15 protein-coding genes and 1 tRNA gene are annotated in these 21,129 nt (G+C 34.1%); 11 read left to right on the top strand and 5 right to left on the bottom strand.

From position 1 onward, the window contains the following. Positions 1-237 precede the first annotated feature (237 nt). The 6 genes from FUA24_RS13230 to FUA24_RS13205 all read left to right on the top strand — a co-directional run bounded on the left by FUA24_RS13230 (position 238) and on the right by FUA24_RS13205 (position 8,541). On the top strand, positions 238-1,335 hold the full coding sequence (locus FUA24_RS13230; protein ID WP_148543077.1) for an alpha/beta hydrolase: 1,098 nt from the start codon (positions 238-240) through the stop codon (positions 1,333-1,335). 102 nt (positions 1,336-1,437) lie between these two features. Next, complete coding sequence (locus FUA24_RS13225) at positions 1,438-2,103, top strand: family 16 glycoside hydrolase (RefSeq protein WP_148543075.1); 666 nt, start codon at positions 1,438-1,440, stop codon at positions 2,101-2,103. A 93-nt stretch (positions 2,104-2,196) separates the two neighbouring features. Further along, positions 2,197-6,426, top strand: a complete 4,230-nt coding sequence (locus FUA24_RS13220) for an Ig-like domain-containing protein (RefSeq protein ID WP_148543073.1) — start codon at positions 2,197-2,199, stop codon at positions 6,424-6,426. 10 nt (positions 6,427-6,436) lie between these two features. Further along, entirely contained in the window at positions 6,437-6,892 is a 456-nt protein-coding gene (locus FUA24_RS13215) for a hypothetical protein (RefSeq protein ID WP_148543071.1), read from the top strand. Next, complete coding sequence (locus FUA24_RS13210) at positions 6,892-7,611, top strand: hypothetical protein (protein WP_148543069.1); 720 nt, start codon at positions 6,892-6,894, stop codon at positions 7,609-7,611. The genes FUA24_RS13215 and FUA24_RS13210 overlap by 1 nt, the downstream gene beginning before the upstream one ends. A 3-nt stretch (positions 7,612-7,614) precedes the next feature. Beyond that, positions 7,615-8,541 carry an alpha/beta hydrolase family protein gene (locus FUA24_RS13205; RefSeq protein ID WP_148543067.1) on the top strand — a complete coding sequence of 309 codons (927 nt, stop codon included), beginning with the start codon at positions 7,615-7,617 and terminating at the stop codon, positions 8,539-8,541. A 41-nt stretch (positions 8,542-8,582) separates the two neighbouring features. Here the strand turns inward: FUA24_RS13205 and eno are convergent, their stop codons facing one another. From eno to FUA24_RS13190, 3 genes are all read right to left on the bottom strand, one after another. Continuing rightward, entirely contained in the window at positions 8,583-9,887 is a 1,305-nt protein-coding gene (gene eno, locus FUA24_RS13200) for a phosphopyruvate hydratase (RefSeq protein ID WP_148543065.1), read from the bottom strand. Between the two features lie 82 nt (positions 9,888-9,969). Continuing rightward, positions 9,970-10,965, bottom strand: coding sequence for a phosphotransferase family protein (locus tag FUA24_RS13195; protein ID WP_148543063.1), 996 nt, complete (start codon positions 10,963-10,965; stop codon positions 9,970-9,972). Positions 10,966-10,983: 18 nt separating this feature from the next. Further along, positions 10,984-12,477 (bottom strand): aldehyde dehydrogenase family protein, encoded by a 1,494-nt coding sequence (locus FUA24_RS13190; protein WP_148543060.1) that lies wholly within the window; start codon positions 12,475-12,477, stop codon positions 10,984-10,986. Positions 12,478-13,072: 595 nt separating this feature from the next. Here FUA24_RS13190 and FUA24_RS13185 point away from each other — a divergent pair. Next, entirely contained in the window at positions 13,073-14,674 is a 1,602-nt protein-coding gene (locus FUA24_RS13185; protein ID WP_148543058.1) for a phytoene desaturase family protein, read from the top strand. Between the two features lie 103 nt (positions 14,675-14,777). On the opposite strand, the gene FUA24_RS13180 is transcribed toward FUA24_RS13185, so the two are convergent. After that, positions 14,778-14,851 (bottom strand) — tRNA-Ala (locus FUA24_RS13180). 121 nt (positions 14,852-14,972) lie between these two features. Here FUA24_RS13180 and FUA24_RS13175 point away from each other — a divergent pair. The 4 genes from FUA24_RS13175 (at position 14,973) to FUA24_RS13160 (ending at position 19,988) form a co-directional block, all read left to right on the top strand. Continuing rightward, positions 14,973-16,814 carry a sulfatase-like hydrolase/transferase gene (locus FUA24_RS13175; RefSeq protein ID WP_148543056.1) on the top strand — a complete coding sequence of 614 codons (1,842 nt, stop codon included), beginning with the start codon at positions 14,973-14,975 and terminating at the stop codon, positions 16,812-16,814. A 56-nt stretch (positions 16,815-16,870) separates the two neighbouring features. After that, complete coding sequence (locus FUA24_RS13170) at positions 16,871-17,701, top strand: hypothetical protein (RefSeq protein ID WP_148543054.1); 831 nt, start codon at positions 16,871-16,873, stop codon at positions 17,699-17,701. A 147-nt stretch (positions 17,702-17,848) separates the two neighbouring features. Next, the gene (locus FUA24_RS13165) at positions 17,849-19,504 is read left to right on the top strand and encodes a serine hydrolase (RefSeq protein ID WP_148543052.1); all 1,656 of its coding nucleotides are present in this window, start codon (positions 17,849-17,851) and stop codon (positions 19,502-19,504) included. A 61-nt stretch (positions 19,505-19,565) separates the two neighbouring features. Beyond that, the gene (locus FUA24_RS13160) at positions 19,566-19,988 is read left to right on the top strand and encodes a DUF2147 domain-containing protein (protein WP_148543050.1); all 423 of its coding nucleotides are present in this window, start codon (positions 19,566-19,568) and stop codon (positions 19,986-19,988) included. Between the two features lie 295 nt (positions 19,989-20,283). Here FUA24_RS13160 and FUA24_RS13150 read toward each other — a convergent pair whose 3' ends face one another. Continuing rightward, complete coding sequence (locus tag FUA24_RS13150) at positions 20,284-21,078, bottom strand: universal stress protein (RefSeq protein ID WP_148543048.1); 795 nt, start codon at positions 21,076-21,078, stop codon at positions 20,284-20,286. Between the last annotated feature and the right edge of the window lie 51 nt (positions 21,079-21,129).

Here is a 21,129-nt window from a genome sequence, read left to right as displayed (position 1 = left end):
GAAGGCCTCTAAGCATTCTATTTGTATTACTTCACTATTTTAGACCATAAATAAATGGTTTAAATAGTATCACTTATGAATTTAGTAAACCTCTAAACTTCCAACTAAACTGGATACTACTATCTAAATAAAACCTTACCACTAGCTACAACAAAATTACCCCAAGCTACAGAAGAATTCCATATTTAAAATACTTTGGATGAGCCAAAACAAAGCACGTTTTTAACTCCATTGTATATGTTTTTTTCTAGGAAATATAATTTTTTAGCACTAGCCCTCTTTATAGGTCTTTATACCTATTCCCAAACTATTAAGAAAGCATCTGCGAATGCTTCACTACTTCAAAGTGTCTTTAAAATGCACCCTGAATATGATAAGAACAAAGACGGCGTATTAACTGAGAGCGAATACAGGAATCACCAACACAATAGAGATTATAGAAAACACAAACAACCTTTTAAAGGTTACTATAACTATGTAGAACGTCAATTCTATGCTAATAACAAGAACGAGGCACAATCTTTAGACATTATAATTCCCATAAATAGAAAAAGCAATAAACTTCCAGCTCTCGTTTTTATTCATGGTGGAGGATGGAAAAAAGGTGATAAATCTATTGGTTTAGGCGTATTAGACCCCTTCATTTCAACTGGAGAATATATAGGAGTAACCATAAACTATAGATTATCTAAAGAAGCCAAATGGCCTGCTCAAATTCATGATTGCAAAGCCGCAATTAGATGGCTTAGGGGTAATGCCGAAAAGTTTGGAATAGATAAAAACAAAATTGGTGTATGGGGCTTTTCTGCTGGCGGACATTTAACCACAATGATGGCGGTCTCATCCAATCATAAAGAATTTGAAGGTACAATTGGTAACTTTTTAAACCAGTCAAGTACGGTTACCTGTGCCATTTCAGGTGCTGGACCTACAGATTTCTTAATGAAAAAATCTGTATCTATTATCCCAGAATTAGTAGATAACAAATATAAAAGTCAGGCCTACAATGTATTTAATTTATTAGATGATGGTTCTGCTATAAAAGAAAAAGCCAAAGGTGCTTCTCCAATTTATCTAATTGATGAAAATCTAAGGCCCATTTTACTCTATCATGGTACGGAGGATCCGCTTGTAAACATGGAACATTCTGAAAGCTTTGTAAAAACCTGTAAAGAAAAAGGTGCTAGTAACTATTACTTAACCAAAGTTGAAGGGCTAAAACATGAATCTAAAATGCCTTCAGCTTTAAAAAAACGCATTCAAAGCTTCTTTCAAAAATACCTTAACGATAAAAATATAACAATTGGAACGCAAAGCGTATCTATTGATAAATAATTAAAAATGACATTAAAAAAGTTTAAACCTCTAGTTCTATGCCTTTTTTCAGCTGTTACTCTCAGCTACTCTCAAACGAATTACAAGGAGCTCGAACACTTAATGAACACAGCAAATTTAGTGTTTGAAGATAATTTTAATCGAGAAGAAAAAGACGACTCCATAGAACAACTTGGAAATGGCTGGCAAACAAATAGTAAAAACAGAGCTCAAGGCCACAAGCAAGCAGATTTAAGAAATAATGAATTGTATATCGAAATGTGGAAAGATGCCACTCATGGCACCTCCATTTTACATAAAGCACCATTTGATGATGGCATTGTTAGTGTTAAATTTAAAATGTGCTCCCTTAATAATAAAGGTAAAGCCATACAATTCAACTTCAACGATCCTCATGCAAAAGATAAAACGGTTAACGGACATGTATGTCAAATCGCAGTAGACCCTAAAATTTTAAAAATTGAAGATCAATATACTGGACGGTTTAACCCAATTCTAAGAAAAAAATTAAAAAACGGTACTGACAAAAAAGAAGTACGGAAGGTATTAGCAGAAAAAATAAAAAACATTAAAGTGAATCTTGAATTAAATAAGTGGTATAAAATCACCATGTATTTTAAGAAAGATACATTAACAGTATTTATTGACAGCACCTATATAGGTGAACATAAATCTGAAGGTTTTGATATGCAAAAAGACAACATTGCCTTTTCTTTATGGTCTACTTCTGGTGTGTTTGATGATTTGCAAATTTGGGCATTAGATTAATCAACCCATATCTAATGCTATCTAAATCATACCAATACACATTAATTAAATTAATTGACAAAATTTGACTAATTCAAATACCAAAAGAATTAGATGAATGCTATTAAACCAAATAAAAATACAAATGTTAAGTTGTCTAATTGGCTTCTAATCGTTTTAGGCTTAGCTACACTTATGGCATTAACTCTTGTGTTTTCTGCCTTTAAACCCAAAACACCTGAAGTAAATTATAAAGTCCATGCCCCTTTTAATAGAACCTATCCTAAAGAAGCTCTAGGCAAAGTTTTGTATTGGGAAGACACAGAAAAAGCTGTTGGTGCTGTTTCCATTCATAAAGGATTGCTAATTGCACCAATGAGTTTCGATTTTGGCGGTGGTTTAGGCGCAGGTTGCTTAGCAGCATATAATGTGGACGACCCTTATAAACCTAAAAAGGTATTTGATTCAAGAGATTACAAAGAACGATATCATACAAAAGGAGGTGAACACTATTTAGGTGATTTGGGCGAAATTCATGGCCTTTACTTTCATAAAGACATGATAATGCTCTCTGATAGAGGCGATAACTGGAACGGTTTTGTAATTGTAGACCTTGCCCCTTTATACGATAACAATGAAGACACACTGCCTTATGTAGTGAGCAGATACCGTTTTCCTGATATTGAAAAATCTACCATTTACGATGGTTTTACATTTGCCCCTGTTTGGGCAGGAGGAAAGTATGTTTACGCTCCAACAGGTTCTTGGGGTTTCTTCATAATAAGCACAGAGGACCTTAAAAATCCAAAACTATTAGCACACCTAACCAGAGAAGAGTTATACAATCAAACCTTACGTTCTGTACATGCCATAGGAGATCTGTTAGTACTATCACCAGCCGCAGTACACAGCAGAGATGGAAATCTTGTGTTTATGGATGTTACAGATCCCTCAAAGCCTAATTTATTATCCAAACACCCTTTTAAAACAGGGTACCAAGGTATTTTATATGGCGACAGGTTTTACAATGCTGGTTTTAGAAGAAAACAAGGATACGGTAAAGACTCTCTTGTAGACATTATGGCTTATGATTTTGCCGATATAAACAATGTAAAAGAAGTGCTTTTGGGGACTACTACAGATGATATAATGCACAACAGTGAATACATGTTTTTAAAAGATGACAACATGTTTATTGGTGATTATTCGGGTCTTACACGTTGGAATGTGACAAAAGATAAAGCTACATTTGGCTTAAAAATTCACCCACAGCATCCTCCAGGAAATGATTATGGTTTCGTTTCTCCCTTGGGTAATTTGGTTGTTATTGGTTCAGATCATAATGTAGAAAGTAAATTTAATATTGGCTGCCACCAAATAGAACCAGACAGAACACCACCTGAGGTTAAAAGTGTTTATCCAAAAAACGGAACAAAAAATGTATCCCCAAACGTTAAAATAGGAATCTCGTTTTCAGATTGGATAGATAACGCATGCTTGGAACATGGTGCCATATATCTAAAAGATGAAATTAGTGGCAATCATATAACCTCAAGTTACAGCCATGGTTTAGGAGTGGTTCATGTAATTCCAGATGAACCATTAAAAAAGAATAGAAAATATGGCATCTACGTAACACCCATGCTTATGGATTTAGTTGGTAATCCATTTAAAGGAAGCTCTCGTATTGCTGAGTTTTCAACAGGAGAATTTTTAGCCAATTACACTAGTGAAATTAAATCTACTAAACCTATGGCAGTAGGAGAAACGGTCAGCTTAGAGGCAGTTACAATTTCAAAGGAAAACCAAAATATGTATTACGCATGGAACTTTGGTGATGGCACAAAAGACACCCCTTTTACAAAAGAATCTTCTATTCAAAAAACCTTTGAGAAGCCAGGCAATTATAGCATTACTTTAATTTCAAAACCCGAAAAATCTAATAGCGTTTCTAGATCTACAACAGTTCAAGTTATTCATAGAAAACTTCCTGAGTCTCAACCAATATCCAGCAATACCCTATGCTTAAACGAAAATGAAAACCGACTTTATGTTGTGAACCCCGATAATAATACCTTAGCATGTATTCATATAGCAACTCATAAAACACTATTTGAAGTTACAACGCCAAAAAATCCAGTTGCCGTAGTTAACATTAAAAATCAATTATGGGTAAGCTGTTCAAAAAGTGATAAAATTTCGATCTACAATAGTACATCGGGCGAAAAACTCCATGTTTTAGATGTTCCTTACGGAAGCGCTCCTTATGGCATTACCTATAACAAAAAGACGCATAACATCTATATTGCTTATAGTGCTACCGGTAAAGTTCAGGAAATAGATGCAGAAACTTATCAGTTAAAACGAAGTATTCAACTTAAGGCACCATTAAGACATATAGCATTTTTACCTAAAAAGAATGTCCTTATAGCTCCTCAATTTACAGTAAATCATCAAGGGGGCACCACAGTTCAATGGGTAGATACTAAAAAATGGGCTGTCATTTACCAAAAAGAACTTCAACCAACAATGGATGCCGATGGTATTTCAAATGGAAGAGGTTTTCCTAATTATATGGGTGCTATAGCTGTGAGTCCAAATCAAAACCAAGTATGGATTCCTGCCAAAAAAGACAATGTCTTTAGAGGTTTACAACGTGATGGAAAACCTTTGGTTTTTGACCAGACGGTAAGAAGTATTGCTGTTCAAATGGATATTGATGGCAAAAAGGAAATTGAAGAAAACCGTGTTGATTTTGATAATCATGACTTTGCAACTTCAGCAACCTATAACCCTTTTGGTAACCTGGTTTATGTTACTACAAATGGTAGTCAAGCTTTATTTGTTATAGATGCCTATAACCCAAAAAATATTGCAACTTATAATGTTCATGGTGAAGGCGCCAGAGGTATACTATCAAATAATACGGGTTCACAACTATATGTACATAATCAATTAAGTCGTTCTATTTCGGTTTTTAAAACTTCACCAGATGGTAATGTAACTTTTGAAGCTAAAATAAAATCCGTTCAAAATGAACTACTTCCTCCTAATGTATTGGATGGAAAACGAACTTTCAACAATACCTTTAAAAGCAATTTATCTAGAGAAGGGTATATGAGTTGCGCCAGTTGCCATATTGATGGCAGCCATGATGGTCGGGTATGGGACTTAACAAATCTAGGTGAAGGCTTAAGAAACACTATAGACCTACGTGGTAAAGAAGGCATGAAACATGGTACCTTACATTGGACTGCTAACTTTGATGAAATACAAGATTTTGATAAGCAAATAGTAGCATTAAATGAAGGTACGGGCTTCCTTTATGAAGCACTCCTTAAAAAACATGAAAAGTTCTATCCAAGCACTTCTGGTTTACACAAAGGTCTAGATAATCTAGCCGAGTACATTTCTTCATTGTCTGAGTATCCTAAAAGTCCTTTTAAAAACAAAAATGGCACCTATTCAAAATCCGCACAAAAGGGACGCCAACATTTTATTGATTTACAATGTTATTCCTGCCATTCCGGATCCACTTTTACCGATAGTGGCTTTAACACCATACACAATATGGGAACACTTAAAGAAACTAGTGGCAAAAGACTAGGCAAAACTATAAAAGGTATAGATACCCCTACCCTTATTGGCCTGTGGCAAAGTGCACCATATTTACATGATGGATCGGCTCAAACACTTAAAGAGGTTTTCACTCAAGGTAACGGATTTGAGTCTCACGAACATAAAAAAGTAACCCAAATGAGTGCTAAGGCACAAAAAGAAATTTTGGCGTTTTTAATGGAATTAGATACAGAAGATGGTATCGCTCCCCAAGAATTAAATTCAAAAAACAGTAAGCCTAAATTTAACAAAAACCAATACAATTTTGAGTTTGTTTATGACCTTCATAAAATGAATTACCCACTTGTAAAAGTTGAAGCTACCGATGTCGATAAAAAACAACAATTAAAATACAAGATCATTCCATCAACACATTCAAATTTGTTTTCAATAGATTCCATCTCAGGACAAATGCATTATGTTTTTGAGGAAATCTATCTTAAAAATATGGCTAACAAAGCTCTAGATTCAGAAAAGAAATTCAAATTAAAAGTCTTGGTAGAAGATAATGGTACCATTGTGAGAAGAGATACCACCTTAGTATCTGTTACCATTAAGTTTCCATATATGGCCATGACTAACAAAGAATTTAAAAGGTTTACCACCTATTTAATAAACATGAATGCAGGAAAAAGCCTTAAAAACGAGCAATTAGAAGATTACGAAGCCCTTAAAAAGAAATCTTTAGGGTATCTAACCAATGAAGAGCGTTGGCAACGCTATTAAAACTTTAATTATGAAACGTAGTAGTATTATCATCCTAATTTGTGCTTTTAGCTCGCAAATGATCCAAGCACAGCAAAAAAGGAAAATTATATTTTCGGCAACTTTTGTAGAGAAAAATTTGAAAGAAGTGGGACTATCTGAAGAACAATGGAAAACGTTTTACAAGCTTACTTATAAACTTACAGATGATATTGTCAAATTGAGAAAGGAAACTGGTATCACAAAAGAACTAATAGAAAAGCGCGACGAGGTATATAAAGACATGAAAAAAGACCCTGATATTAAACCAGAAGAATATATGGCTGAAATGGGTAGACGTTTAGGCTTAACTAAAAAAGAACTTAGAGGGTTTTCTGATCCCGAATTATGGAAAAAACAATTTAACAAAGACATAAATAATCTCTTAACTCAAGAACAAAAAGAGAAATACCAAGCGGTAAAAAAGGCCAAAAAGAAGAAGAAATAATGCATACTCAATTAACTAAATACATAGTGCTAATTGCTATTATTATTCAATCAGCAAGCTTCAAAGCACAAACAAAAAAAATTGAACCAATAAACGCCGAAAAAGGTAAACTTATATTCTCCGATGATTTTGAAAGAACACAACTTGGTAAGGATTGGAAGGTTAGAGATCGTTTTAAAAATGGCGCTTATACCCTAGAAAATGGGGTGCTTAAAGGTAAACAATTAAAAGGTATAAATCATGGCTCTGTTATGAGGGTAAAGTTTGATTACTCCAATATTATTGCAGAATTTGATGTGAAATTTAATGGTGGAGAACGTTTCAATATTGTAATGGATGATAGCACGAATACCACGTCATATTGGGGGCATATTCAAAGAATCTCATTTTCTAAAAACGGATTTAAAATAAAAGATGATAAAACTGGAGCTATGGACTTAAAGATTCAGAAGCAACTAAAAAACAATCCGAAACGCGCCAAGGAACTAAAACCTTTTTTAGATTCGAAAATATCAACTACCAAATTCAATTTTAAAGAAAACACTTGGTATCATGTAATTATCACAAAAAAAGGGGATATATTACAATGCCAAGTTGGAGATACCATAGGTCAATTAAAATCTGAAGGAATTGCTCATCCTATTCTGAACAAATTTGGCCCAACTGTAAACGGGGATCACTTCCTTTTTGATAATTTTAAAATATGGGCCATTAAATAAGTCATGAAAAAAACAGTCCTATTAGGCATTTATTGCTTACTATTCATCCATTTTATCTATGGACAAAATACGCCTGTAACCTCTAAAGATAACCTCCCAAAAGTAAGTGATGAAGTTTATAATGCCATTGCTCAGTTTTATGAATACGACAAAAATGTTCCTCTTAATGCGGTAATTGCCCATAAAAAAAAGAATAAAACAAGCGTAATTGAAAAGATAGTCTTTACCGGACCTTATAATTCAAGAGTACCTTCGTACTTAATAATTCCTAAAAAAAGCCTAGACAAATATCCAATTGTTTTAATTGCAGATGGCATTTATGGTTCTAAGGATCGCTGGTTTGAAGAAAAGAGCTGGCCAAAGGGAAAACAACTTATAGATGCATTACTTAATGAAGGCATTGCTGTAATGCTATTAGACGCTGTATACCATGGAGAAAGAGCTGCGGATTATGATTACAAAAAACCACCATGGTTACTTTCGCAGCCCTATGAAGGCATTAAAATGGTATCTCAAACAGCTATAGAATATAGACGAGCCATGGATTATTTAAGTACACGGCCAGAAATAAACATTTCAAAAATAGGGATGTTAGGTTTAAGCATGGGAGGTATTATTGCATACCAGGTTATGGCTTTAGACGAGCGTATTGAAACCGTTGTAATTGGAGTAGCGCCTTCATTAAAGGACTACCCTAAATTGCAGCCCATTGCACCTACCACATTTGCAAGTCGTTCAAAAGTAAGATCTTTTATGAATTTTATGGGAACTAAAGATGGACTTTATACAATTCCAGAAGCCAAAATGTTATTTAACAGGGTTCCAACTACCAATAAAACCTTCATTGAATTTAACGCCGGACACGAGCCTCCAATAGACTATATAGAAATGGCTAAGAATTGGTTTGTTAAAACTCTAAATGAAGAATAAAAACTGACTAACCCTAAATAAATAAGGGTTAGTCAGAACTCTTATTTAGCCTCGGCTAATTCTTTCGTTAATATTTGGTCATAAATCTTCCCGCCTATAAAGGTTGCTTTTTCTCCCAAGCTTCTTTGAATACGAATGTTTTCATTCCATTTTACCATGCGCTCACTTCTAGCAAAGGAACCAACTTTTAATTGCCCAGCATTAGTAGCAACCGCTAAATGAGAAATAAAGGCGTCTTCAGTCTCTCCAGATCGGGCAGAAACAACTGGTAGCCATCCAGCACTTTGTGTGAGCTTTATGGCCTGAATTGTTTCAGTTACCGAACCTATTTGATTCAATTTAATCAATACTGAGTTTGCCAAGTTATTAGCAATCCCCTCTTTGATACGCTCAATATTAGTTGTAAATAAATCGTCTCCAATAACTTGAACTTTATCACCACAAACATCCATAAAACGTTTCCAACTATCAAAATCGGTATCAGCAAATGGGTCTTCAATTGATATGATAGGATACTTTTCACACCACGCAATCATAAGATCACAAAATTCCTCTGGTGTGAATTCTTTATTATCTAATCTGAACTTATACTTTTCACCATCAAACAAATCACTAGCTGCAATATCTAATGAAATAGCCACATCTTTTCCCGCTTCATATCCCGCTTTTTCAACAGCTTCAAGAAAAACATCAAAAGGTTCTTCATTAGTTTCATAATCTGGCCACCAACCACCTTCATCGGCAATACCAACGCATTTTCCTCTAGCTTTCATCACCTCTCCAGCAGCATGGTAAATATTATGCGTCATTTCAAGGGTTTCTTCATAGGTTTTTGCCCCAATTGCAATTACCAAATAATCCTGAATATCTGTAGCCCAAGCAGCATGAGCCCCACCTCCTAAAATCTGAATTTCATTAAGTGGAATTACATGACCTTCGCCTTTACCCAAATATTCATAAAGTGGAATACCCATGGCATTTGCTGCTGCATTTGCTACTGCCATAGACACACCAAGCACGGCATTTGCGCCTAAATTGGATTTGTTTTTTGTACCGTCTAAGGCAATCATAGTACTGTCAATTTTTTCCTGCTCAAAAACAGAAACACCCTTTAACGTATTGGCTATTTTTGTCTTCACATTATCAATGGCTTTAAAAACCGATTTTCCGCGGAAAACCTCTTTATCACCATCTCTTAATTCTAAAGCCTCAAACTGTCCAGTTGATGCTCCAGATGGCACCAAACCATACCCTTTTACTCCATTTTCTAAGGTAACCTCAACTTCCAATGTTGGAAACCCTCTTGAATCATAAATTTGATACGCATCTATATCTTGTATTTTCATCTGTAAATTTTTATTGTTTTTCATAGGTCAGATGTAATTCGCCATTAAACAATGTAACACACGTTGGCTATATTGCTTTGGCTCATTTCATAGTTATTTTATTTAACCAATTCGTTTTAAATTCTTCCAAGTTTTTAGAGCCCTCTGGAATTTCTTCGTAAGCAAAAGCTCTTATAATTTGTTGTTGTTTATAGTTTAAATACTCTACTGGAGATTTTCCATCTACCCTTGCCAACATTAACATAGCAAGCAAATGAGTTAATCGTTGTTCAAATTCAGAATCAATTAATTTGTTTGCTTCATTTTTATAAGCATTCCAAATCTTCATGAATAAATCGAGAACCTTTTCAGCCTCCTCAGCATGCAATATTGCTTTTAAAGCAAAATGATTTAGGAAAAAAGCAAGATCGAAAATTGGGTCACCATACCAAGCCACTTCACAATCTAAAATGACTAATCTATCTGAATTTACCAGAATGTTTTTCGGGCTAAAATCACCATGTACTAAACACCGTTTTACCGATGCTAATCTCAGAGCTTCCGCATTAAAATACGCTTGTAATTCTGGGTGACGTTCTCCTGTTTTTAATAAATAGGGTTCAATTCTTAGTTGTTTAAAGCTTTCAAGTGTATTAAAGAGCTTTTCTGCCCCAGAATCTCCTGTAGATGTAGCGTGGATTTTACCCAATAAGCTACCTGCCTCCTTTGCATATGCTTTGTCAAATTGCTTATTTAATAATAATGTTTTCCAGTTTTCTAAACCGTTTTCCAACATTTCCATACAGAAAAAATGCTGCTCGGTATCCTTATATAAGATCTTTGGCACCGATTCGGGGAGAAACGCACCAACATAGCTTAAAAAGCGCTGTTCTGTGGTATTACGTTCAATATCGGCAAACCAATCGTCTTTTACTTTTAGCTTTTCTAAAGCTCGTTTTAAAACAAATCGGTTCTCTCCATCATCAACTAATACAATCTCACAAGACACACCTCCTTTTAAGGGTGTTATGCTCGCTTCGGTTGAAACGAGCATTCCTCCTTTATCATTCAAATATGCTATTAATTCATTAACGCTCATAAGAGGTTTATCATCATATTAAACTAATTCCTCTACTACTACTGGTTGCGCTATTGAAAGCCCTCTAGTATAATCAAAAAGTGTTTCAATACTATTAACACCTCCACCATTACCACTTCCGTTTACTCCACCATAAGGCAGTCCATAAGCAAATACATTATGTGCGTTTATCCAACTATTACCTGCTACCATTTCTTTTGCTACTCGTTCTGCTCTAACGGCATCTTCTGTCCAAACACTATTAGCCAACCCATAGTCTAAACTATTTACTTGACGGATAGCATCTTCTTCATCGGTAAACGTGGTGATATAAGCTACAGGTCCAAAAATTTCTTCTTTAAAACAGATGTTATCTTCCGTTCCTTTTAGCAAGGTTGGAGCCATGTAATAGCCCGAAACACCATCAACCTCAACTCGGTTACCACCAAAAATAACTTCAGCTCCCTCTTCTTTTCCTTTTTTAATGTACTCGAAAATACTATTCAGTTGTTTTTCACTTACCACTGGCCCCATTTCACTAGCCTCATCCATTCCTGGGGCAATATGAGTTTTTGCAAGTTCGGTTTTAACCTTTTCAACAAAAGTTTCCAATGCGTTTTCTTGTATAATCCAGCGTGTTGCTGTACAACAAACTTGCCCGGTATTTAATGTGATTGCTCCTGCTAAACCGGTAGCTGCATTATTTAAATCTGCATCATCAAAAACTACAGCAGCACCTTTTCCTCCTAGTTCCAATTTCACTGGCTTTAAATTGAATCCGCAATTTTGGCCAATTGTTTTTCCTACTTGAGACGAACCAGTAAACGATAGGCATTTTACTTTCGGATGCTTGGTTAAGACTTCTCCAGCCTCAGCTCCACTAGCTGGCACAACATTAAATACGCCATCTGGAAAACCAGCTTCTTGTGCTAAGGCAGCTAAATATAAAGTACTTAATGGAGTTTGTGCTGCAGGTTTAACAACAACCGTGTTTCCTGCTGCCAAAGCTGGTCCAATACCCCACATACATAATGTTAGTGGGAAGTTCCAAGGAAATATAAATGCAACAACTCCAAATGGTAAACGCACAGACTTTCCAGCTACCCCATCTAAGTTTAAAACCTGTTCAAAGTCCTTATTTTCTATTAGATTGGCGTAGTAGCGTAACGATTCTATTCCAAAAGGCACATCAAAACCTCTTGCGTTATTTACTGATTTCCCAACATCGAGAGCTTCTAATTGAGCTAATTCTTCTGCGTCTCTTTCACATAAATCTGCTAATTTATGAAGTAATCTAGCACGTTCTTTTGCACTTGTTTTTCGCCATGACTTAAAAGCTTCATCTGCTTGTTCAACAGCTTTTTCGGTATCACTACCAGATGCTTTACTTACTTTACCTAATAGGTTTTTTGTTGAAGGATCTTCTACGTCAAAAACTTGGTTATTAGAACTCTGTAACCAAGAACCTCCAATTAAAAAAGGAATTGGGTCTTGATTTAAAAACGACTTTACTTTAGTTGAATACGTAATCATGTTTAAATTTAGTTTGGTTTATAATTTAAAAGGTTTGCCTTTATGGTTCATATAGTACATAATTTGAACGAACTTCAAATGAATACATTCTCTGTAAAAAGAGCCTAAAATCAATCAAAAACCACCTAAATCGGAAGTTTTTCATTAACAAAAAGTCTCTAAGAATCTATACTACAATACTTTGTGTATCAAAATTATCAAAAGAAAATGCTAGGATTAAATCCTATTTTTTTCAATTTGTATACTATTTTGATTTTTAAATAAGTTTCGATCTAAGATTAGAATAACATAGTACATCACCCTAATTTTTTACGAGAAGAAATTTAGATTAAAGCCCAGATAAAGACGAGTACAAAATGCCCAAAAACCAGTTAATCAATGTCATAAATCTTAAACCAGCCTAATTTAGTTGCTTTGAAAAGCGAAATAAAGTCATAAATAAGGGTTAAAGGTGAATCAATCTCTTAATGGTACTTCCTTTAAAACCTATTAAATATTTCTTTTATTCGGTTTTACATTTCTTCAACCAATATTTCCGTACTACCTTTACTCAGTAAGCTTATATGAATATTTAAAATAGTTACCCTTACTTTACATGACCAAAAAAAATTATACCCAATTTTCTTCAGACATTGATTTTTCTGGTTATGACCATATTGTTATTGGTTCTGGAATTGGAGGGTTAACAGCCGCTACTTGGCTTGCTAAAGCCGGAAAAAAAATTGCGATTCTAGAACGTCATTATGTCCCTGGCGGATTTACACATTCTTTTAAAAGAAAACAAGGTTTTCAATGGGATGTAGGTGTGCACTACATGGGTAATTTGAATAAAAAGGGAGCACTACTTGGTATGTTCAACTTTATCACAAATCGAAAATTGAAGTGGGAATTTATGGGCGAAGTGTATGATGTTGTACATATTGGAAACAAAAAATACGAATTTAGAGCTGGGAGGGACAACTTTAAAAAGCAATTAATTCAATATTTTCCTGAGGAAAGACAAGCAATTAACAGTTATTTAGAATTAATCGATAAGGCAAACAAACGCGGCGCCTTATTTTTTTTAGAAAAGGTATTTGAACCATGGTTAAGTAAATCTTTAGGACGGATTATACGAAAGCGATACTCAAAGTATTGCCATAGAACAACATGGGACGTGCTCAATGAAATTACGGATAACAAATTGTTAATAGCTGTACTTTGCGGTCAATGTGGTAACTATGGTTTATCTCCAAAACATAGTAGTTTTGGAGCTCATGCAATGGTTGTTTCTCACTTTATGGATGGAGGCTATTATCCTATTGGCGGTGCTAGTCAAATTAGTAATACGGTAATAGATGTATTAAATGACTTGGGTAGCAAGGTGTTCATTAATGCGGACGTTCAGGAAATAATAACTAAAAACAACAGAGTAGTTGGTATAAAGGTTCAAAACAACATAATACCATGTAAAAATGTTATTAGCAATGTTGGTGTACATAATACATTTAACCATTTACTATCTAATAAAGCAAAACAACATTGTAAATTTCATATAAGAGGTGTAAAGCCTTCAACTGGGCATATTTGTTTATACATTGGGCTTAATAAATCTAGTTCTACCTTAGATCTACCCAAACATAATGTTTGGTATTATGCCAATGAAAACACAGATGAAATAATTGAAAAATCCAGTCTTTCTGAGGCTCCAAAGAACTTCGCATATATTTCATTTCCATCTGCAAAAGACCCAGATTGGGATAATAAAAACAGTAATAAAGCTACTATTCAGGCTATTTCAGTGGGACACTATAATTGGTTTTCTGATTTTGAAAATCAACCATGGATGAAACGCGAAGCAGCATATAAAAAGTTAAAAAGCGACTTTGAAAAAAGTATGCTAGAAAGGCTATACTCCTTGTTTCCTCAACTTAAAGGTTGCGTGATTGAAACTGAAGTCTCAACACCCCTTTCTACTAAACATTTCTCTAACTACAAGCATGGAGAAATTTATGGTTTAGAGCACACTCCCAATAGGTTTAAACTTCCTTTTTTAAGGCCAAAAACAAAAATTAAAGGATTAAAATTAGTAGGGCAGGATATTACTTTGGTAGGGGTTTCTGGAGCAATGATTTCAGGAATATTATGCGCAACAACGATATTAAAAATGCAATCCAGACATTTATTTAAAGATTTGAAGAACTTTCAAAATCACTAGAAAAGAATATCTAAAATCTATTAAACCTAAACCTGAAATTCTTTTCTAGTTTGAAAGTAACCCTTAACACAAATAACTTACAATAAGTTTTTTTGTGATTTTGTGGAGAAGACGGGATTCGAACCCGTGACCTCTTGACTGCCAGTCAAGCACTCTAGCCAACTGAGCTACATCCCCATGATGTCAAAACTACGCAAAAGTATACAATTTCTATACATTACAACAATACTATTTATTAGTACTGCCAATAAAAGGTAAAAAACACTAATTTAGGAAGCTGTCAAACACTTATGAAATCATGAAAAAAACCCTTCTTTCTGTTTTATTTCTTTTTATTGCTGCATGCTACGCCTCTGCCCAGAATAAACCTAATATCCTTTGGATAATTACAGATGATCATAGAGCAGATGCTTTAGAATGTTACAATCAAGCAACCACTGGTAAAAATGAAAGTGCGCTCGGATTTGTATCATCGCCCAATATTAACAAATTGGCTAAAGAAGGCGTTTTGTTTGTAAATGCGTTTACAAATTCTCCTGTTTGCGGTCCTTCAAGAGGATCTATGTTAAGTGGTCGTTATCCGTTTAGAAATGGCCATTATCAGTTTGAACAAACACATCAAGAACCAGATTTTGTAAAACCATCTATACCACAAACTTTAAGAAAAAATGGTTATACAACCACCTCTTTTGGAAAAGAAGGTGCTTACATTTTTGATTGGGAAGGAAAACAAACATTTAAAGATCCTGGACATTACGATTATAAAGTTAGTTTTAAACACGATTTACAAAAAAACGATATTGGTGATTACTGGAACCAACCAGCATATGCTGAAGGAACAGCATGGAAGAATATTGGAACTGAGGAAAAAGTAAGAACTCCAGATGGAAAAGTTGTAAGATACTTGTTTAAAGCCAAGAAAGGTCAGTCAGAGGTAACCAAAGAAGATCTTAGGCTAAGAAAAGAAATGGAACAGAAATACGAAATCTTACGTTCCTATACGCGCGCTGGTAATAAAGATTTAATTATTGGCGGGGAAAATCCAATGCCTGCCGGACAAACTATTGATGGTAAGATTGTAGAAGAATTTAAACTATTTTTAGAACATCAAAATTCTACTTTTACGAACACTTATGGTAAAACTAAAAAAGGCGTAAATAGCAACAAGCCATTAATGACGTATTTAGGATTTCATTTACCGCATACTCCTGTTTTACCTCCTAAATCATTTAGAGACAAGTTTAAAACCAAAACATATAAAATACCCGCGTTTAATGAAGCTGAAAAAGCAACATTTACACCACAGCTTGCCAAACTGCATAAGATTTTGAACTTTACAAATATGACTCCAAAAGAAAAGCAGCAAGCCATTCAGGACTACTATGCGTTCTGCGCCTATGGTGATGCTTTAATTGGTGAATCTGTTGAAGCGTTTAAGCGTTACTGCAAGAAAAACAACCAAGAGTATTTAATTGTTTTTGTGGTTGGCGACCACGGATGGCATTTAGGAGAGCAAGGTATTGAAGCAAAATTTACAGGATGGAAACAATCCACTCATGGGGCTATGATTGTAGTCTCTTCTGATAAAACCGAAATTCCAGAGGGTAAGGTAAATACAGACTTGGTAGAATATGTTGATGCCTCAGCAACAATTTTAGAGTCTGCAGGAGTTCCTACTAACAACAAAGAATATCATTATATTGATGGAACTGATTTACATAAATTTATTAATGGAAAAGCTAATAAACGCGATTATATAGTTGGAGAAACTAATGTTATTGTTGGCCATAGAGCATATTTAAGATCTAAAGATTTTGCCTTTTCAATGAAAACCAGACCATCTAACTGGAAAAACTTAGTTCCAAATAAGAACGTAAAATGGGCCTTAAATTGCCCTGTTGAAGACGCAGAATTGGCATTATATGATTTACGAAACGATCCTTTAGAAAGAAAAAACGTAGCCGATAATAAGAAGTATAAAAAATTGGCAAATTGGTTTAGAACTAAACTAGGAAATATAGTATTGGGAGATGGACGTGTTGAATGCGACTGGTCTAAAGAGAACATTTACAACATTAGTAATTTTGCTAAAGGCGCGCATAATGGAAAACTAGAAATCCCTGAACATATAATTCCGTAACTCAAAAAATACTGAAAAACAGCCATTTAACGTAAATATTTTTTTACTTTTAAAGCATGGCTACTACCTTAAACATTAAACTAATAACCAAAAGATTAGTATTAGTCTTTATTTTTACGAGTATTTGGTGTTGCAATAATGAACCAGTAGATTTTTTTGGAAAAACTCAAAAAGACGAGCCCATTAAACTACTAAAGAAAATCACTTTGCCTGATGGCAAAAGTATCATTTTCACTTACAATCCTAATGGCACGCTTAAGTCATATTCTTATTTCTTGCCCAACGATAACCAATCTATTTTTAGTACTAATATTACTTATGAAAATGGTTTGCCAAAATTTACACAATCCTTCAACCAAAATAACCAACTTGAGTTTGAAGAAGAATATCTTTATTCTAATGACAAGCTTGTTCAAATTAATGGGATTAATTATGTACCAGATATAAACCTTAAGAATGACCCAATTATAATAAAACTAGACTACATAAATGATCAGATAACTAAAGTTAATTATGACGGTGCGGGAGTTATATATGAAGAGACCTATAGCTATGATGAAAAAGGAAACATTCAAACGTCTGTGCGCTCATGGTTTTCAGAGAATAACACCTTACTAGCGTCTGAACAAACAGACTTCACATATGACACTAAACACAGTTATTCAAAAAGCATTAACCCGGTGGTAATTCATTCAAAATTTGCAGATTTTAAAATCGAAACAAACATCAATAATGTTTCAAATTCCATAAAAAAACATTTAAATGGTGGTCTTTCCGATATAGAAATAATGGCAAATTACATATACAATGAGGATAACTATCCTATAGAAAAAAATGAAATTACACCATGGGGAAACAGGCAATACAAATATGAGTATGCAGACTAAATGAACGCAACACCAATATCTTCATAGCCTTAGTTTATTGATTCCAACCCATACGTTTGAAAATCTTAGCCTCTTTTCTGTAACCAAAATATTTAAATAGCGTCATACTTATAATTTTCAACACATTTAATTATAAGCAACTACACCATGCATTTATCATCATTATCAAAAAACTTAGTTCTTTCCTTAGTATCCATTTTATTTACTGGACTATTATTTTCTCAAAGTCTAGAATCTAAAATAGACGCCTTAATATCTAAACAGTTTAAATCTAATACAACAGGACTTTCTGTTCTTGTTGCTAAAGATGGTCAACCTATTTATCAAAAAGCATTTGGTTTGGCTAATGTGGAAGAAGACAAACCAATGACCACTAATCATGTTTTTGAAATAGGGTCTATTACCAAACAGTTTACCGCTGTTGCTATTTTAATGTTAGAAGAACGCGGTAAACTTAAAGTTACAGATACCATTACAAAGTACATACCAGATTACCCCATGGGATCTCAGCCCATTACAATACATCATTTATTAAACCACACCTCTGGTATAAAAAGCTATACTTCTATTCCAACACTTAGGCATATTATTAAAAATGAGACTTCAACGACAGACCTAATAGATTTCTTTAAAAATCAACCAACCGATTTTTTACCAGGCGAAAAATATAAATACAACAACTCTGGGTATATCTTATTAGGGTATATCATAGAAGTAGTAAGTAAACAATCTTATGAAGATTTTATAGAAAAAGAGATTTTCGAGAAGTTAAATATGACGTCTTCCTATTACGGACATAGATCTGAAAACATTACCCTAAGAGCGAAAGCATACAAACAAAGAAATGGGGAATACCAAGACGCCGATTTTATTCATATGAGTATTCCTTATGCAGCGGGCGCCTTAATGTCTACCACTTCAGATATGCTAATTTGGAATGAAGCTCTTATCAACAATAAATTAATATCTAAAAGCAGTTATGACAAAGCTACCAACGGTTCTTACTTAAATGATGGCAAGCACATTGGCTATGGTTATGGGTTGCAAAAAAAGACTCTAAACGGTTCTCCCAGTATTGAACATGGCGGTAGTATTCCTGGTTATAAATCTATGGGTGTTTATCTTCCAGAGGAAAACGTTTATGCTATTGCTTTAAGTAATTGCGGATGTAAAAGTCCGACGTTATTAACTAGAAAAATAGCTGCTATTGCTATTGATAAACCATTTCTGGAAGTAGAAGACGCTATTTCCTTAAACAATGAACAATTACAAAAATGGACAGGAGCCTATGAGTTTGATAAGAAGGTAGTACGCCACGTTATAGCTGAAGGAAATAAAATATTTATTCAAAAAGAAGGCAAAGGTAAAATGAGAATATTCCCTTTAACAGAAAATACATTCTTTTATAAAGCTGGCTTTCCTAAATGTGAGTTTTCAACAAATGAAAAAGGAGAAAAAACGATCAATATTATTAACGAAGGGAAAAACAATATTGGAACAGAAATAGACAAAGCGCCGCCTACTGAGAAAAAGGAAGTAACCGTAGATACCGCAATTCTAAAACAATATGTTGGTGTTTACCAGTTAGCTCCAAATTTTACAATAACCATAACTTTAGAAGATGCTAAACTATTTGCTCAGGCAACAAATCAGTCAAAATTTAGACTATTTGCAAAAAATAAAAACACCTTTTTCTTAAAAGTTGTTGAAGCAAACGTCGTTTTTAACTCTAACGAAAACAATGAGGTAGAAAGCCTTACTTTAAATCAAAATGGGGCTCATTTGGGTAAGAAAATAAAATAGACGTACAACTATTTTTTATTGATTTAGTAAGACTTATCTTTAACTAAAATACCTAAAAACTATGAAAAAAATTATCCTACTACTTATCGCAGGCCTAACATTAGTATCATTTACTTCAACTAAAACAACAGACTTTAGTATAGTAGGTAAGTGGAAAGGTGAGGACCAGAAAGAAGTAGGATACTTTATTTTTCAAGAAGACGGATATGCCTTTATGGAAGTTCGTGGAATGAAATTAGGAGGTAAAGATTTTGAAGTTAAGGGTAAAAAGGGATCAATGTCTTATACCATTGATTATAACACAACTCCTATACCCTTAGATTTAATTATTACACTTACGGAAGAAAACGAAAGCCGAAGCCAAAAGTTTATTATTGAATTTATTGACAATAACACTATTAAAATGGCAATGGGTACACCAGATACACGGCCAACTTCTTTTGAAGACGTAGATAGTTTAGTCTTTCATAGGGTAGAAGATTAAACTAATAACCAGCATAGTTAATCTCAAAAGTTCAAACGGACAATTAAACCGATTCTACTACGGATTTCAACCTAAATAACCTGAGTTCGATATATTACAAATTGGCAATTAATAATTTACACACAATAATCACATTAACAGTGTCATTCCGAACGAGGTACGAGGAGGAATCTCATTCTTATGAGATATCTCGTCGCTCAAACTTCGCTCTGTCGACATGACAAAGCATTATTTTTCAGTATTATAGGGGTAATTTGTATTATATCGAACTCACGTTAAATAGAAAGATTCCATCTTACTTCAGCCCACTTAACACCAATACAGGTATAGAACTATGAAAATCCTTCTTAAGAATGGTATTCTTTTCCCATTTCTTTGCAAAGAAACCACGTTTACGTCTAACAACACATAACATATCTGGGTTATGAGATTGAAAATGTTCTAAAACACCTTGAAACGTAGTAGCGTTTTCTGTAGTCGTTGTATTAGAGATAATAGCTCCTAACTCTTCCTTAAGATCAAAATCTCCATCTTTATGATACGGTGTTTTTACTAATAACAAATTTACAGTTGCGTTAAACGTACTCTTTACAGCCTGTAAAGGATTCAATACATTCTTTTTCTTAATAACAGCAGACTTAATAGCCATTAAAATATTGGTAACCGGCTTAAACGTATAACCCTCTGGCACTATTAAAGCAGGGATATCCGTTTGCTTTATTATTTTCCCCGAAGTCTTTCCAAGGTAAACAGATTCCTTTATAGAAGTTGTTCTTGGTTCAACCAATATTAAGTCAATATCGGCGGCTTTACATGCCAATTCTAAAGTATCAACTAAGTTTCCTTTTATACTTTTAATCGTTACATCTACGGTTTTAGTATCAACTTTAGATACTAATTCTTTTAGATACTCTAAACTCTCCTTTTCAATAATCTTCTCTACGTTCATCATGGTTCCCGCCTTGGTATACACGTTATAAATCTGCACCACAAACAATTTAGCACCAAAGGCTTGTGCAAAATCTACGGCGTATTGTAAATGGCTTTGAGCGTGTTCGGTTGAACCAATAGGAACTAGAATATTCTTCATTTTATGAAAGTTTGGTAGTTAAATTTACAATAAATTTGCTGCAAAATTACA

The sequence above is a fragment of the Seonamhaeicola marinus genome (assembly GCF_008085455.1).
This window is presented reverse-complemented; position numbering and strand designations above follow the sequence as displayed.

Excerpts from the sequence above, each read along its gene's own strand:
- eno (WP_148543065.1), bottom strand. The coding sequence starts at position 9,887 with ATGAAAATACAAGATATAGATGCGTATCAAATTTATGATTCAAGAGGG.
- FUA24_RS13215 (WP_148543071.1), top strand. The coding sequence starts at position 6,437 with ATGAAACGTAGTAGTATTATCATCCTAATTTGTGCTTTTAGCTCGCAA.
- FUA24_RS13185 (WP_148543058.1), top strand. The coding sequence starts at position 13,073 with ATGACCAAAAAAAATTATACCCAATTTTCTTCAGACATTGATTTTTCT.
- FUA24_RS13160 (WP_148543050.1), top strand. The coding sequence starts at position 19,566 with ATGAAAAAAATTATCCTACTACTTATCGCAGGCCTAACATTAGTATCA.
- FUA24_RS13220 (WP_148543073.1), top strand. The coding sequence starts at position 2,197 with ATGAATGCTATTAAACCAAATAAAAATACAAATGTTAAGTTGTCTAAT.
- FUA24_RS13165 (WP_148543052.1), top strand. The coding sequence starts at position 17,849 with ATGCATTTATCATCATTATCAAAAAACTTAGTTCTTTCCTTAGTATCC.
- FUA24_RS13195 (WP_148543063.1), bottom strand. The coding sequence starts at position 10,965 with ATGAGCGTTAATGAATTAATAGCATATTTGAATGATAAAGGAGGAATG.
- FUA24_RS13230 (WP_148543077.1), top strand. The coding sequence starts at position 238 with ATGTTTTTTTCTAGGAAATATAATTTTTTAGCACTAGCCCTCTTTATA.
- FUA24_RS13170 (WP_148543054.1), top strand. The coding sequence starts at position 16,871 with ATGGCTACTACCTTAAACATTAAACTAATAACCAAAAGATTAGTATTA.
- FUA24_RS13225 (WP_148543075.1), top strand. The coding sequence starts at position 1,438 with ATGAACACAGCAAATTTAGTGTTTGAAGATAATTTTAATCGAGAAGAA.
- FUA24_RS13190 (WP_148543060.1), bottom strand. The coding sequence starts at position 12,477 with ATGATTACGTATTCAACTAAAGTAAAGTCGTTTTTAAATCAAGACCCA.
- FUA24_RS13205 (WP_148543067.1), top strand. The coding sequence starts at position 7,615 with ATGAAAAAAACAGTCCTATTAGGCATTTATTGCTTACTATTCATCCAT.
- FUA24_RS13150 (WP_148543048.1), bottom strand. The coding sequence starts at position 21,078 with ATGAAGAATATTCTAGTTCCTATTGGTTCAACCGAACACGCTCAAAGC.
- FUA24_RS13175 (WP_148543056.1), top strand. The coding sequence starts at position 14,973 with ATGAAAAAAACCCTTCTTTCTGTTTTATTTCTTTTTATTGCTGCATGC.
- FUA24_RS13210 (WP_148543069.1), top strand. The coding sequence starts at position 6,892 with ATGCATACTCAATTAACTAAATACATAGTGCTAATTGCTATTATTATT.